This window comes from Sphingobacterium sp. CZ-UAM (genome assembly GCF_002000245.1).
Classification (GTDB): Bacteria; Bacteroidota; Bacteroidia; order Sphingobacteriales; family Sphingobacteriaceae; genus Sphingobacterium.
Genome location: NZ_MTCM01000001.1, coordinates 984,826 through 998,817, shown reverse-complemented (window position 1 = coordinate 998,817; position 13,992 = coordinate 984,826). Strand labels below are relative to the sequence as shown.

The 13,992-nt window shown below is 43.8% G+C and carries 15 protein-coding genes; 3 read left to right on the top strand and 12 right to left on the bottom strand.

The genetic code is table 11. The features are described from left to right. Both BWD42_RS04450 and BWD42_RS04440 read right to left on the bottom strand, forming a co-directional pair. Window positions 1-1,074, bottom strand: coding sequence for an efflux RND transporter periplasmic adaptor subunit (locus BWD42_RS04450; RefSeq protein ID WP_077433527.1), 1,074 nt, complete (start codon window positions 1,072-1,074; stop codon window positions 1-3). A gap of 302 nt (window positions 1,075-1,376) precedes the next feature. Continuing rightward, window positions 1,377-1,955: a helix-turn-helix domain-containing protein gene (locus BWD42_RS04440; protein ID WP_217699988.1), complete on the bottom strand. Its 579-nt coding sequence runs from the start codon at window positions 1,953-1,955 to the stop codon at window positions 1,377-1,379. Between the two features lie 195 nt (window positions 1,956-2,150). Between BWD42_RS04440 and BWD42_RS04430 the strand changes: the two genes are divergently transcribed. Next, entirely contained in the window at window positions 2,151-2,417 is a 267-nt protein-coding gene (locus tag BWD42_RS04430; protein WP_077433519.1) for a hypothetical protein, read from the top strand. A gap of 10 nt (window positions 2,418-2,427) precedes the next feature. Here BWD42_RS04430 and BWD42_RS04425 read toward each other — a convergent pair whose 3' ends face one another. The 7 genes from BWD42_RS04425 to BWD42_RS04395 form a co-directional block, all read right to left on the bottom strand. Further along, complete coding sequence (locus BWD42_RS04425) at window positions 2,428-3,498, bottom strand: flavin reductase family protein (RefSeq protein WP_077433517.1); 1,071 nt, start codon at window positions 3,496-3,498, stop codon at window positions 2,428-2,430. 42 nt (window positions 3,499-3,540) lie between these two features. Next, window positions 3,541-3,912 carry a hypothetical protein gene (locus tag BWD42_RS04420; RefSeq protein ID WP_139351017.1) on the bottom strand — a complete coding sequence of 124 codons (372 nt, stop codon included), beginning with the start codon at window positions 3,910-3,912 and terminating at the stop codon, window positions 3,541-3,543. A 126-nt stretch (window positions 3,913-4,038) separates the two neighbouring features. Continuing rightward, window positions 4,039-4,284: a heavy-metal-associated domain-containing protein gene (locus tag BWD42_RS04415; RefSeq protein WP_077433513.1), complete on the bottom strand. Its 246-nt coding sequence runs from the start codon at window positions 4,282-4,284 to the stop codon at window positions 4,039-4,041. A 101-nt stretch (window positions 4,285-4,385) separates the two neighbouring features. Continuing rightward, the gene (locus BWD42_RS04410; RefSeq protein ID WP_077433511.1) at window positions 4,386-4,883 is read right to left on the bottom strand and encodes a TetR/AcrR family transcriptional regulator; all 498 of its coding nucleotides are present in this window, start codon (window positions 4,881-4,883) and stop codon (window positions 4,386-4,388) included. Window positions 4,884-5,293: 410 nt separating this feature from the next. Beyond that, a complete protein-coding gene (locus BWD42_RS04405; protein ID WP_077433509.1) occupies window positions 5,294-7,102 on the bottom strand; it encodes a 7TM diverse intracellular signaling domain-containing protein in 1,809 nt (602 codons plus the stop codon). 2 nt (window positions 7,103-7,104) lie between these two features. Continuing rightward, window positions 7,105-7,740, bottom strand: coding sequence for a response regulator transcription factor (locus BWD42_RS04400; RefSeq protein WP_175991949.1), 636 nt, complete (start codon window positions 7,738-7,740; stop codon window positions 7,105-7,107). Between the two features lie 10 nt (window positions 7,741-7,750). Further along, a complete protein-coding gene (locus BWD42_RS04395) occupies window positions 7,751-9,490 on the bottom strand; it encodes a 7TM diverse intracellular signaling domain-containing protein (protein ID WP_077433505.1) in 1,740 nt (579 codons plus the stop codon). A gap of 238 nt (window positions 9,491-9,728) precedes the next feature. Here BWD42_RS04395 and BWD42_RS04390 point away from each other — a divergent pair, with 238 nt between their 5' ends. Beyond that, the gene (locus BWD42_RS04390; protein ID WP_077433503.1) at window positions 9,729-10,202 is read left to right on the top strand and encodes a nuclear transport factor 2 family protein; all 474 of its coding nucleotides are present in this window, start codon (window positions 9,729-9,731) and stop codon (window positions 10,200-10,202) included. 182 nt (window positions 10,203-10,384) lie between these two features. Next, window positions 10,385-11,533 carry a cysteine desulfurase family protein gene (locus tag BWD42_RS04385; RefSeq protein WP_077433501.1) on the top strand — a complete coding sequence of 383 codons (1,149 nt, stop codon included), beginning with the start codon at window positions 10,385-10,387 and terminating at the stop codon, window positions 11,531-11,533. Here BWD42_RS04385 and moaCB read toward each other — a convergent pair. Genes moaCB through BWD42_RS04370 form a run of 3 tightly spaced genes read right to left on the bottom strand, consistent with a single transcriptional unit; the run spans window position 11,530 to window position 13,990 of the window. Further along, a complete protein-coding gene (gene moaCB, locus BWD42_RS04380) occupies window positions 11,530-12,438 on the bottom strand; it encodes a bifunctional molybdenum cofactor biosynthesis protein MoaC/MoaB (RefSeq protein ID WP_077433499.1) in 909 nt (302 codons plus the stop codon). The genes BWD42_RS04385 and moaCB overlap by 4 nt on opposite strands. A 12-nt stretch (window positions 12,439-12,450) precedes the next feature. Next, window positions 12,451-12,891, bottom strand: a complete 441-nt coding sequence (locus BWD42_RS04375) for a molybdenum cofactor biosynthesis protein MoaE (protein WP_077433497.1) — start codon at window positions 12,889-12,891, stop codon at window positions 12,451-12,453. Next, window positions 12,884-13,990, bottom strand: a complete 1,107-nt coding sequence (locus BWD42_RS04370; protein WP_077433495.1) for a HesA/MoeB/ThiF family protein — start codon at window positions 13,988-13,990, stop codon at window positions 12,884-12,886. The genes BWD42_RS04375 and BWD42_RS04370 overlap by 8 nt, the downstream gene beginning before the upstream one ends. Window positions 13,991-13,992: the final 2 nt, after the last annotated feature.

Sequence of the window (13,992 nt, the reverse complement as noted above, 5' to 3'; positions counted from 1 at the left end):
TTATTTAGTTGGAATAATAGCTTTTACGGGGGTACCCTCGGTAATACGCAACATATTGGAGACGATTACACTGTCACCGGTATGCAAACCGGACGTAACAACGGCATCGGTTTCCGTTCGGTTACTGATGCTGACCGCCGTGGCTTTCGCTCTGCCATTGACGATAACATATGCATTATATCCACCATTCCCAGGCATAAGGGCTTCGGTGGGTATCGTGACACCTTTAGTTTCCCTGTCACTACTGCTATAGTGTATTTTGGCCGACATACCCGGTCGAAATTTTCTATTGGAATTATCCACGCGCGCCTGGACTTCTAGATTTCGGCCTGCAGCATCCAGTCCCGGCTCGGTAGCGAGCACCGTTGCCTCCAACTGCTCTGTAGATAGTGCCGTTGTGAAGCGAACCTTTGTCCCCTTATTGATCAAAGGCAGGTGTTTTTCGGAAATAGAAAAGTTAATCTTGAGGTTGATTTGATCCTGTAGGGTAACCAGCGCCGTACCCGGGATGACATAGGCGCCCACATGAACTTTTGAAATTCCTATTTTCCCTGAAAAAGGAGCCCTAATGATAGTTTTGGCCAGTTCTACACGAAGCAGTTCTTGCTGTGCGGTTAAAGAACGGAAACGCATAAGTGCTTCATCGTATTCCTGCTGTTTTATGGTTTCGGTTTTCAACAGGTTATCTAACCGTTCTTTATTCAGTTTTGCGAGTTCTAATTCGGCTCCGAGCTGACGAAGACGTGCCCTGATATCGGCATCGTTGAGGACATAGAGAATAGCTCCTTCCTCAACATAGCTACCGTCCTGAAATGCGACACGGATAATTTTTTGAGCCAGTTCGCTGACGATAGAAACTTCGCGATAGGGCATCATGGTCCCTATAACGGTCTCATCCTGATGAAGCTCCTCCGCCTGTGCGATCAGTACATCGACAGGTAAGCGGGCTGCATCAGTGTTTGTACCGGTCGCTGACGCGCCCGTTTTCTCGGACTTGTTCTCACAAGCGATGAGTATAATACCAAGTAGGGGAACCAACATGCCCGTCCTGGATTTTGTCGATAAGAAAAACATGGTCTTGCTTTTTAATGATGTAATAAGTGATTAAACGTAACTATTTTTATAAACTGATCATTGGAATCTTCCGGTCATTGTGGCCAGATAGTCTATCCAGATACAAAATTGAGGATAGCCCTGCAGACGCAGCGTATGCAACTCCTTATTCGATTTATAAGATTTACTGATTTTTCGATCGGCTCGGATAATGCCGGAATGTTGGCAGATACGGATAGGTATACGCGAGACCTGCAAAGCTTTCTTTTGTTGGTATGGGATCAAATGTCCTGAAGGCGAGTTGCAAACAACAAGAGCGACTGTTATTTCTGTAGCTCCGTTGATTTGCCGTCCTGCTTAGCCTGTTTAAAATGGCTTGATGTAAAACCTGTATATTTTTTGAGCTGGTTGGATAGATATGCCTGACTGCTGTAGCCCAGGGCATAGGCAATTTCTGTCAGGGACATTTCAGTGCAAATCAACAATTGTTTTACCTTCTCCAGTTTTCTACAAATAATATATTTTTCGAGCGTTATTCCCTCCATCGTTGAAAACATGGTGCTTAAGGTATCGTAATTCTTATTTAGTCGATCGCTGATCAAGCTTGTAAACCGGGTTGGGATACCACTCGCCAATTGCATATCGATACCTTTTTCGACATAGGCTTTTATTGCGTTGATTATCTTCTGTTTTTTCTCGTAAAGTAGTTCGAAACCGTTACCTTTCAGCATCAGTTCCACTGTATCCATCTTTTGAGGAAAATCATCCGTTGCCTTTAGGACGACTTGCCCCAACCTAATGTCCAATACCTCAAAGCCTAGGGTCGTCATTTCCCTTTCTAGTACATACACACATCTATTGCATACCATTCCTTTTATTAACAGAGTCGTAGTTTTCATCATGTATTTGTCCGGGTTTAAATCCGATTAAAATTCAGCATTTGCATCAAATTCGACTATATGATATTCCGCCTTTGATTTGTGAAATTTTGGGCTATTTGCTGTAGTAACAATAAATATCACAAAATTAAAGGGGGAAAGTGTATAGCTGGCCTTATTGATCTTTAGGAATTTTGTAAGAGATAATATATAAGTAACATGAAAAACAAAGCTAGTAATGAACATCAGATCAGTAAAGTGCTAAAAGACTATAATTCGGGAAAAAGCGGTCTGGAGCTCTTTGATAAATATGGCCTATATGGCGCGACGATTTATGAATTGAAAGAAAAATACAAAGATGTCGCCATGGATATTCTGGCGGTATTGGTGAATTTGAACGAAGAGAACAACAGATTAAAGACAATGTATGCGGATCTGTGTGTGCAGCATTGCAATCTTAAGGAGCTGTTGAAGGAGAACTTTTGAACAGTATGTGTTACTGTAGGGTAACACATACGTCCTCCGTAAGCGGATAACTCTGACAGAGCAAAATTATTCCTGCTGCAAGGTCTTCTGGCGGCAATGCATGTTTACGAGGCATATGAATTGTACCCGCTGTTCTGACCGCCCAACATGTACCACAAGTCCCATTATTACAAGAACTTGCGACATGGATATCATGGCTTTTCATGGCTTCCAATAACGATTGCCGCGGTTTTACTTCTATAAGCGAAGTACATTCGAATGTTTGTATTTCTTCGCTGCCATAGTGGTCCTCGTAATGTGTTACAAGAACCTCTTTTATGCTGTTATCTGTTTCAAAATGATCCAAATCTACAGCTGTCGGGCTGAAATATTCCATATGGATATTTTCTTCGGGAATTTTGAGGCCGATAAGGGCATCCTTGTAAAGATTCATCAGCGCAACAGGACCACAGCAATAAAAATGCGCATCATTAACTGCTGCAACCAACCTTTTGACCAGCGATCGGAGTACAAGTAAAGAGAATCGACCCGGGATATGATTCATTTTTGTTGATACAAATTTCGGAGCAGTAAAAGCATAGCAAATATTCAATGTGCCCTCTGTTTCCAACGAATTTAATTGGTCAAAAAAAATAGTGTCTTCCGGAGACTTATTACTATAGATCAACAAGGGAGTATGTTTTGTATCAGCGACACTCTTTAACATCGAAAATAACGGTGATATTCCACTTCCCCCAGCAAGTAAAACAACCTGATGTCGATCTGCTATCTCCCGATCTAAAATAAAACTTCCAAATGGTCCTTCAACATCCCAATCCTCAATATTTGCCGCGTTATCTATAATATAGGGACTTACCCTACCGCCGTCGACCCGTTTCACCGTAATAGCGGGATACCTGTCGGATGGTATAGAATTCAATGAATAGGATCGTATGAGCAATTCGCCCTCGACTTTAATACGAATATTCAGGTACTGCCCGGGCAGGTAGCTCATATCTTGTGATTTGGTGTCAAAATATATCGTTACCGTGTCTTGGGTTTCCTTTTCAACTTTATATGTTCGCCAAGTATATTTTTTCATTCTATGAATCCCTTTCGGATATTGGTTGTGATTGCCATCTTCTTATATTTTTTCCTGCTGCCGTCTGATGTTTTCCAATTTGATTTTTCGGATACGTTTAAAATGAGCCGATGTTAAGCCAGTATAACACATCAACTGTTCCGATAAGTCATTTGATTTTTCATAACCTAGTGCCTTTGCGATCTGTGACAAGGGCTGCTCGGTATACACAAGCTGCTCTTTTACTTTTTCGACGACCTGCTTTAAGAAAATCACATCAAGGCTCATATCACATCGGGTGAGAAATAGACTGTTCAATTCCTGATAATCTGTTTTTAGTTCGTTGCTAAGCTCCAGTGCAAATTGAACAGGTCTGCCGGTATCCAACTGCAACTGGATGACCTGCTCCGCTACACGATAAACTCTCGTTATCATATCCGCGCATTCATTTAAATTGTGCATATTTATCATAGCTCTTTTTTTTAATAAGGAATTACTTACGGGAATTCGTACCAAAGAATGGGCGATACTCGTAAGCCGGCATCGCTCATTCGCTGCGCATTACCCACAACAACCTGTTGAACAACCTGAAGTATTTACACTTCGCTCAGGCATCACCTTGTAACCGCTGCGCGCGATCGCTGACACCAGTTCTTCTTCAATTTCATCACGACCAATTGAAACGGTGAGTTTTCCAGCTTCCAACCGCTCAACTTTGACATCCTCAAAGCCGTTAACAACTGCCTTTACCCTTGTTTGGCAGTGGGTACTTTGCATATCTGGTATGCTCATTTCTACATTTTTCATCTCGAATTTATATTAGTCCTACAAAATTCCTGATTACATACCGTGTAATTGCTATAGTATTTCGGCTAAGAGTTGCGAAATTTACTGATACGCAGTAATGGTCACGACGGATTAAACGGTCTATTTTGAAACAGTGGCGATAATTTAATCCGACTGTAGTCATTAGATATATAATTCATTTGTCTTGATAAGATATTTACATACAATTGCTGCTCTTTGGCAGTGATGGCTTGTATTAATGGTGCATATCTTTTGGGCAAGGATAATATACTCTTATAATAATTATAGAGTATACAATTCTTTCTTACATAGATTGCTCGAAGAAGGTTAAGCTCGGCAATAAGATGTGGGTTATCGAGGGCAGCCAACAGATTACGCCCTATTAGCTCATAACAGTACTCAAGCTCTTCGGATATAACCAATTCAAAAATAATATTCATATTTCCAAAGAAGCGGAAGAATGTACTTCTGGAGAGATTCAATACTGAAATAAGATCTGAAACTTTGAGTTGTTGTATTTTTCTGGTCAGTAAAAGAGACCTGGTGTCTGTTATTGACCTCCTAAGGAGGTCCGTATTTTTGATATCATATTTATTCATGGAATTTTCCGCTAATACAGTTGAAATCAATCCTGTCACTTACCGGGGTTATGACAAGTTTAATCACAGGTAAAATTCGCAACAAAACCGACATTGCCCATATGGAATTGCGGGACTGATTTGTAATATTTTGTTTTTGAAAAAGTATGAAGAACTATGGGTTTTAGTACCACGATGATTACTCTTTGGCCATCAGCTATAAACGCTGATAGTGTCCTATAGGGGATCCAGTAGAATTTCGTAAATTACAGATTTGAGGAACAGCTTAAAATGAGCCAAGGAACAACTGGTTAATGCCTTTTTTCCTGTTTTTAACATCGAATGTTCCGCTATCATTTTCTCGTATTTCATTGATTAGACAGGTAACGTGTACGAAAATGTCTTCACGACCAACACACCATTCAATTTATCTATCTTGCATTAAAAGGAATCTGGATGGCGATCAAAATATCGTTATTTTCTGACTTTAGGTGAATCTGACCATCCAGAAGTTCCAAGCGATTGTGAATGTCCGGCGGAATAACGAGTTTCTGTTGGGGTTTCTCGATATTAAAGTTGATTCCGATACTTGACGCCGACCGGGTCAATCGAAAATTAATGGCTACCTCCGGATTACTGGCCACAGCTGCATCGGTCAGTAATTGTACAATACGAAAAATATGCATGGACTCATCTACGGTATAACATGAGTTGATGTCCGTCATCAGCTCGACGCGGAGCTGATGGTTGACACAGGCATCCATAACCATGCTTTCAATACTCTGACTAAGACCCATTAAATCCATCTGATAGGGTCTCAGGCGATGTAATATCGCTCTTATCTGCGCAATGATATCAGCAATATGATCGATTGTACGGCCAATTGCATCACGGCCAGTCTGTGCGCTCAGCTGCTTTAATCGCCATGCTTTGTTTTTGATGAGAATCAATTGCTGCCCGATATTGTCGTGCAGCTCCATAGCGACTCTTTTCTTTTCCTGTTCCTGCCGCTGTAATAGCTCCCTTAGAAATTTCTTTTTCTCGGCGATGGATTTCACCTGAATCTGTTCTTTCTCCTGTTGGTAGAAGTTGAGTCTGCTAGCCAGTGCAAAGGACAAAATCAATGATTCCAACAAGGTGCCCCAATGCATGCTTGTGCGGGTAAAGGTATTATCTGGCAGCATATCGAGGTCTTTGAGATTATAAACTGCATTGCCCAGCATCAGACTACCAAAACCAAGAAGGTAATAACGTGCCGGTCTGTAGCCATTGCGTAGACAGGATATACCAGCTCCAAACCAATAAATGAAAAAGGGATACATCAGGTATTGAATCAGAATAAAGGCATAGGCACCCTTCCAAAATATATCGGTCAATATAATTATACAGGAAAGTAAAGTCATAAACCCGCCTGTTTTGTAAAAAAACGGACTATTCTTTTTGGTCTGTAAAAAAGAATTAGTAAAGAATATGCTCAAGATGCTTGCCAGGCCGATTATGATTCCTGCACTGTTGAGCCAACTGAGTGATGTTAGGATATCTGGGAGAAATCCATTGTAAAAAAACACATTGAATCCCCAGAAAAAGATGTAAAAAAGGTAATAGATATAGGAACGTTCCCGGGTAAGGATGTAAACAAAAAGATTGTACAGTGCAAAAGCCATCAACATGCCAAAGGTGATACCGTTTAACATATCTGTTAAGTAACTTTGTTCAAATGCGCGCTGTAAGGTAACAATCTCGAGCGGCAAACGCAGAATATTGTTACTAGTAGCCCGGATATAATACTCGGCTGTGGAATCTAATGGGAGCTGCAGGGGAATCAGCAGATCGTTAACCCTAATCTGTTCTTTTGTCCTGGGATTGCTGGCATCTGTCAGAAATAGTTCAACCAAACGGCTGCCTTCTTTGCGGTAAAGACGAACAGACTGCAACACAGGGGGGCATTCAATCTGTAAATTCCAGCCACTATGGTGGCTATGGTTTACGACCTGCATTTTTATCCATACTGCCGCGGTACTGACCCCAAGGGATAAGACAGGCAACGCAGCCGGCTTAAAGCCGGCATGTTTCAGCACTTCCTCCGGAAGCATGTGTTGTCCTGTGTCCACCAGATACAGGGGATAATTAATGGTATAGCCACTTTCGTTATCCTGTAATTCTATAGGGCGGATATCCATTGCTACAGCATGTAAAACAAACAAAAAGCTCACACAAATGCTCAGTATCCACTGCTTCATTGTTATCGTTGTTCAATGGCAAAGCGTAATAAACTATTCTTGCCCGTTAAATTGAGTTTTTTTAAAATGTTCATACGATGATTGGATACGGTTTTTTCACTGATGAACAGCTCCTCGGCGATGGCCTTTGTACTTTTATAGCTTCCGACCAATTTCAATATTTTCAGTTCCGAAGGCGTTAAGGTACGCAACAGCTCCTCGGCAGTAGGATCTTGGTAGTTACGCCGTTGTTTAAGCAAAAAAGAACTCATCTCCGGACTAATGTAGGAATTACCCTGTGTGACAGCCTCTATGGCATGGATAATATCGACCACAGCATTCTCTTTGAGCACGTAGCCCGATACACCCACTTCCAATGCCCGAAGAAAGGTATCTTTGGCCTTATGCATGGTCAGCAGAATGACCTGGGCCTCCGGAAGGACCTTGATCAGCTCTTCAGCAGCCATAAGACCGTTCATTTCGGGCATGTCAATATCGAGTATAGTGACCATGGGCCGCTGCGTACGCGCAATAGCAAGCGCCTCCCTGCCGTTCTTAGCTGCAAAAATAACTTCATAACCAGGCTCGCTTTCAATGACCTCCTGTAATCCTTTCAAAAAGATCGGATGATCATCTGCAATTAATATCGTAGTATTCATAGCATCGGTTTTATTGTTGATCATATTGATGTTCTTGTTGTTGTGTTCGTTTGCTGCGCTCCTGTAGCGGAATTTTAATTAATATTTTGGTTCCCTGATTTGGCAGACTCGTAAGCGTGGTTTTGGCATTCAGGAGAGCACATCGCTCACGGATGCCCAATAGTCCAAGCCCGATAAATACGGCTTTGTAATCAAAGCCCTTACCATCGTCCTGATAATAGAAGATCAGTTGGTCTTTGTTATGTTTTAGCCGGATGGAACATTGGCTTGCTTGTGCATGTTTAATGAGATTATTGAGCAGTTCCTGGATTACCCGATACAGATTGATTGCGGAATCGTGCGGCAACAGCTCATCCAGTTCGTCGATATGCAAGCTAATCACTGTATCTGAGCTTGCATTGACCTCTTCGACCATATGCACAATGGAACTTTTAAGCCCAAGTGTACTGAGCCGATAGGGATGGAGGGAGGAAGATACCTGCCCAACTTCTTCGATTGCTTTGCCAATATCCTGGGTCATCGCATTAAAAAGCGCCTGCTGCTGATCGGTACTACTTTCCTGTAGCACGAAAACTTCATTTTTAAGTAAGACCAATTGCTGTCCGATCGATGTATTGAGCTCTTTAGCAAGGTTCTCCTTTTCGTGCTCCTGTCCGGTAATCAGTCGTTTTGAAAAACCGGCAGCCTGGTCGATCATTGCTTTCTGTAATCTTACGGATTCTTTTTTGAGGGTATTTAGTTGGACGGCCTGTGCAAATATTAAAACCAAGGCTTGTAAGCATAATCCCAATTGTATGTTCATCGATGAGTGAAAGCCCTCATAAAAGGCATAACAAAATAGGAGCGGGACAACTCCAATGAGATAGATTGCCGCAACGGTTACTTTATGCCGTAGGCTACAAAAACCGGCAACCAACCAGTATGCTGCTGCGATAGCCAATGTGGAACATAGCAGTTGAAAAGCAAGGGAAGTTAAACCGGTAATATCAACCAAAAAAGGTACCACGAAAATGGCATAGATCCATTTCCGGATACTAAATAAACCTGGTGCTGAACGTGCCAGATAAAGGTATTTGTTGGCAAATAACACACTGAATATAAGTATCAACGTAGCGGAAGCACTGAGGAGCCGTAGCCGCCAGGAAGGTAATGTATGTGTAAAATAGGCATTCCAGGTTAACAGAAAAATAAGACTGCCGATCACGTAGCCGAGATAATATAGCACAATACGGTCTCTAACGACGATATAAATATAGAGGTTATAGATCATCAGTGCAACCAGCATACCCAACATAAATCCGTTGATGACATTTCTAAAATGATCCGTCTCATAAATTGCTTCCATCGTGCCGATGTAAAGCGGCACTGCCAACTGATAACTGCTCTTCACATAAAGGTAGTATGTTTTTTTCTCGCCCCGATGTAGGGAAAGTGGGTACATAAAGCCATTTATCTTTACTTTTTTGTCAACATGAGCAATGTTCTCATCCACCTTAACTAGGGATAGGCGTCCCGCTTTATCTTTTGTAAACAAGCGGATGGCTTCTATAGGGGGTGGAATATGAATATACCAGTCATCTGATCCGGATTGATTTTGAATACGAAGATCGACCTGATAAAATGTCCCGTTATACGTACGTAAGCTGGTCTTATAAAGAGCCTCCATATTGGTCACGACAATCTCTTTCGCTGCAACATGCTGTGTGCTGAACAAACCTAATAATACGCAGCAAATAAATCTTAAAAACATATTTCAAATATAGGTAAGCTATCGTGCCATAATATGGGTAGTACTGCCCATAAATATAGTGTTTTTCGCTTATTTATCCAGTTTTGGAATGGATCTAACTTTGAATCATTCGATATCAGAAGGTGGACGGAACAGACTACCATTCCTAATTCTGCTCAGAAACACTCAAGCTATTATGAAATATAATCAGCTTTTATACAATTATTTAATTACTAAATTAAAGTAATCATAAAACAAAATGAAGACATTCGTAAAAAACACGAAAAGACTAAGAAGACAGCTGTTGCTCGGCCTATCGCTGACGGGCCTGAGTAGTATCCTTCTCAGCGCTGGTCCCAAACCGAATCCCATGCGGGGCTGGAATGCCGACAAAGTGATGGACAACTATGTGAAAACAGTCAGCGAAGGAAAAACCCAATGGGTGGAACACCTATTTACAAATGACGTGGAGTATCAAACAGATGGCCGACATGAGCGCCACGGAAAAAAGGGAATCCTCAAATTCTTAAAATCGATGACCGGCAATAGGTACGACTGTGTTGCGCAATACCGTGTCCTAGATGAGGATGCTACGGCTTGCATAGCAAAAATGACCATGCAGTTCGAAACCTTTACGCGCACAGATTATATCTATCTTAGCGCGACTGACGATGGCTGGAAGATCCGTAAAATATTGGTCGGTCGGGGTCAGAAAAATGGCGCACTGGGATAGGCAGCATCTTGATTAGCAGTTGAAAAAGGGGCAGGCCAGACAAGAATTTTTGAATAAGACAGCTTTGACAACGAATACTTATATTTGTGTATCGTTGGATTTCTCTATGGCGATCTAATTTTGGGTTTGCCGCTTGAATGGCTGTGCTAAAGTAGAGATCGGTAAAACGACCGGATAATTACATGGACAATAGCAACTCAAATTTTATCTATCTCGATTATAACGCCACAACACCCGTTGATGAGCGCGTGCTGCACGAAATGCTCCCTTTTTTTGGGAGCAGTTACGCAAATCCGAGCGGCGCGCATCTCTTTAGCCTGACCGTACAGGATGCTGTCGACCAGGCAACTGCAGAGATCGCATACACATTGGGTACGCATGCCGAAAATATCATCTATACTTCCGGTGCTACCGAAGCGATCAATCTGGCGATCCAGGGACTGCAGTTTTCTAACCGTAAACATATCGTCGGTATCGCCACCGAGCATAAGGCTGTGTTGGAAACCTGTGCATTTATGGAGCGGCTGGGATTCGAAATCTCTTACCTTACTGTGGATGAGCAGGGGATGCCCGATCTGGTGTTGCTGACAGAAACCATCCGTGAGGATACGGCATTGGTCTGCAGTATGCTCGTAAATAACGAAACAGGCGTGGTTCTGCCGATCAAGGAAATCGCCGAAATTGCCCATCAACGCAATGCATTGGTCTTATGTGACGCCACCCAGGCAGTCGGCAAAATGTCTGTCAATACCCGGGAACTCGGCGTTGATCTACTGGCCTTTTCGGCGCATAAATTTTATGGTCCGAAGGGAATCGGGGGGCTTTATATAGGCGAGCAGGCAAAAAAAGTGCTATCCGCGATTATGCAGGGCGGTGGGCAGCAACAGGGATGGCGTGGCGGCACGCTTAACACAACGGGAATTATCGGAATGGCTGCCGCACTGCGGATTGCCGTCAGTGAATTGGAACAGGAGCAGCAGCGAATAGGTCCGTTAAGAGATTTGCTGGAGATCGAACTACTGTCTATCGATGGGGCATTCCTAAATGGTAGCCCCATTGATAGGCTTTATAATACGACAAATATTTGTTTTCCGGGAGCACTTTCCGAACAACTTATCATGCGGCTGGGGACAATATCTGTATCCAGTGGTTCCGCTTGTTCAGCAGTAACTTCACGTCCTTCACATGTGCTCAAAGCCATGGGGCTCCAAGACCTCGACGCCCTGTCATCCATTCGCTTTAGCCTGGGCCGGCTAACCCATGAAGCAGAAATCTACCAAACGATCGAACGGGTTAAACAGCATGTTCAAAATTTGAGAAATACGCACTAATGTCCCGTATTTTCCCTGACTTGAAAAACATGGAGCAGCTGCGGAAATAATGCGGCAATACTTTCACGTACGCCATTGGGCGATCCGGGCAGCGTAAGGATCAACATCCGGTCGGCAAAACCTGAAATACCCCGCGAGAGCATTGCTGTCTTGACACGCTGTTGTCCATATTGCCGCGCCGTCTCCATAATTCCGGGAATGTCCCGGGTAATGTAAGGAGCTACCGTATCGGGCGTAACATCGCGGTCGGAGAGACCTGTCCCGCCCGTAAAAACCAGCAGGTCTATTCCAGCCTGTTGATAATGCTCCACACGTTCCCGTATCGCTGCAGGCTCGTCGGCAACTACGGCATAGGCAATATCACGTAAACCCTGTTTTTCAAGAAGTTCAAACAAAAGCTTGCCGGAAACATCCTGCTTGTGACCCGCGGCAACCGTATCGCTGCAGACCACCACAGCGGCTCTGAGCTGCCCGGCCCAGGGAAAGGATTCATTGCTCTTGCCGCCGCGCTTTTCGAGCAGCCGGATAGCGCCGATCTCCACCTGCTTGTCCACAGGCTTCAGCATATCGTAGATGACCAGGGCTGCAACCGAAGCCCCATGCATGGCTTCGACTTCAACACCGGTTTTGTAAATCGTATGTACTTCAACTTCAATACGGATCTGTAAGCCCATGATGGAATAACGAATGGCTGCATACTCCACCGGTAAAGGATGGCAGTCCGGAATCATGTCACCCGTTTTTTTGATCGCAAGTAAAGCCGAAGCACGTGCAAATTCAAAGATATCACCTTTGGGAATCTGCCGCTGCTCGATCAAGCGGATCGTGTTTTCGGAGGAGACATTTACCGTAGCCTCTGCTATAGCTTTACGTAGTGTGCTGCTTTTATGTGTAATATCGACCATGTTATCTGTTAGTTATCTGTTAGTTTTCCATTGATGGGTATCGTCTTCAAATATTTCTTTGCCCCAGATGGGCATTTCTTTTTTTATGCGCTCCACAAGCTCCTCGCAGGCATCAATGGCTACACGCCGATGTGCGGAAGAGGTGAAGACAAAAAAGCAGATTTCGCCTACCTGCACCAGTCCTTCACTGTGGTAAACATGCATACAGGCCAGGGGATACTTGTCAAAGACCGCCTGACGGATTTCGGCCATCTTTGACAGCGCGAGTTCCCGGTTGACACTATAATCAATCGCGCGCACTGTTTTTCCGTCCACCTGATCGGCACGGATCTGTCCAAGAAAAATACTATGGGCTCCAATGTCATATTTACGGCCATGTGTGGCAATACTTGTGGCAATCCGCTCAGGGGGAATGGGGCCCTGCATAAAAATATCGTTTTTTTCCTTATTCATTGAAGTAGTTTTTTAAAACCATTATACCGCCGTCCACATGAAAAATCTGCTGCTTGCCGCTGGCCTGCCCCAGGTAGTACTGGGCTGCTGCCAAACTCCGCTTGCCGGTCTGGCAGACGAAGACAATACGCCTGCGGTTCAGCTGTTCCAAGCGCTGCGGCAATGTTGCAAGCGGAATGGAGAGATGAGGAACGGGAAGCCTTGGTAATTCATCCATTTCCCGTACATCCACCAGCTGCAGATCAGCGGCATGCCATTGCATGACAAGGTCGGCGGCAGTGATAACTTGTATTTGTCCGGTTGTCGATGCACAAGAATTGAAATAATCGAAATCTTTTAAGGCGTCGAGACTTTGGGGATAACTGCTGCTTTCGGGGAGCGCAGGAGGTATATCAAAAGTAAAAGTACTATGATCTAGCAAATTGACAGTCACTAATTTATTTATCAAAACAACACCAATACCTGTCAATAATTTAATGGCTTCTGTTGCCTGTAATATGCCGATCATACCGGGCAGTACGCCAAGCACACCGGCGGTGTTACAATCCGGTGCCTCCAGGGGATCCGGCGGCAAGGGGAACAGATGTCGGTAACTTGTCTTGACACCATGCGTATCGGCTACATTGAATACAGCAACCTGACCTTCATATTGATAGATCGCAGCAAAAATCAAGGGTTTGTCTAGGAGGCGACAGGCGTCACAAAGTAAATAACGTGCGGCGAAATTGTCCGTACAGTCCAGGATGATATCATAGGATTGTAGCCGTTCAACAGCATTTGCAGGGCTAAATTGTTCCACCCAATACTGAATATCGCACTCGGGATTTAACTGCTGTAGCTTGCGGGCTGCGACCTCAGCCTTAGGCAGACCGATATCTGCGGTATCGTACAGCACCTGTCGATGCAGATTGCTCAGCTCAATACGGTCATGGTCTATAATAGCGATATGTCCGACGCCGGCCGCAACAAGATACTGTAGCACCGGACAGCCCAGCCCTCCGGCACCCACGACAAGTAGGCGTGCTGCCTGTAATTTTTGCTGGCCAGCTTCACCAAAACCCTGTAGCACATACTGCCTTGCATAACGTTCATGCTGCATAC

Coding starts and splice junctions, on each gene's coding strand:
- BWD42_RS04390 (WP_077433503.1), top strand. CDS start 9,729: ATGAAGACATTCGTAAAAAACACGAAAAGACTAAGAAGACAGCTGTTG.
- BWD42_RS04370 (WP_077433495.1), bottom strand. CDS start 13,990: ATGCAGCATGAACGTTATGCAAGGCAGTATGTGCTACAGGGTTTTGGT.
- BWD42_RS04400 (WP_175991949.1), bottom strand. CDS start 7,740: ATGAATACTACGATATTAATTGCAGATGATCATCCGATCTTTTTGAAA.
- BWD42_RS04410 (WP_077433511.1), bottom strand. CDS start 4,883: ATGAATAAATATGATATCAAAAATACGGACCTCCTTAGGAGGTCAATA.
- BWD42_RS04385 (WP_077433501.1), top strand. CDS start 10,385: ATGGACAATAGCAACTCAAATTTTATCTATCTCGATTATAACGCCACA.
- BWD42_RS04405 (WP_077433509.1), bottom strand. CDS start 7,102: ATGAAGCAGTGGATACTGAGCATTTGTGTGAGCTTTTTGTTTGTTTTA.
- BWD42_RS04375 (WP_077433497.1), bottom strand. CDS start 12,891: ATGAATAAGGAAAAAAACGATATTTTTATGCAGGGCCCCATTCCCCCT.
- BWD42_RS04450 (WP_077433527.1), bottom strand. CDS start 1,074: ATGTTTTTCTTATCGACAAAATCCAGGACGGGCATGTTGGTTCCCCTA.
- BWD42_RS04425 (WP_077433517.1), bottom strand. CDS start 3,498: ATGAAAAAATATACTTGGCGAACATATAAAGTTGAAAAGGAAACCCAA.
- BWD42_RS04430 (WP_077433519.1), top strand. CDS start 2,151: ATGAAAAACAAAGCTAGTAATGAACATCAGATCAGTAAAGTGCTAAAA.
- BWD42_RS04420 (WP_139351017.1), bottom strand. CDS start 3,912: ATGATAACGAGAGTTTATCGTGTAGCGGAGCAGGTCATCCAGTTGCAG.
- BWD42_RS04395 (WP_077433505.1), bottom strand. CDS start 9,490: ATGTTTTTAAGATTTATTTGCTGCGTATTATTAGGTTTGTTCAGCACA.
- BWD42_RS04440 (WP_217699988.1), bottom strand. CDS start 1,955: ATGATGAAAACTACGACTCTGTTAATAAAAGGAATGGTATGCAATAGA.
- moaCB (WP_077433499.1), bottom strand. CDS start 12,438: ATGGTCGATATTACACATAAAAGCAGCACACTACGTAAAGCTATAGCA.
- BWD42_RS04415 (WP_077433513.1), bottom strand. CDS start 4,284: ATGAAAAATGTAGAAATGAGCATACCAGATATGCAAAGTACCCACTGC.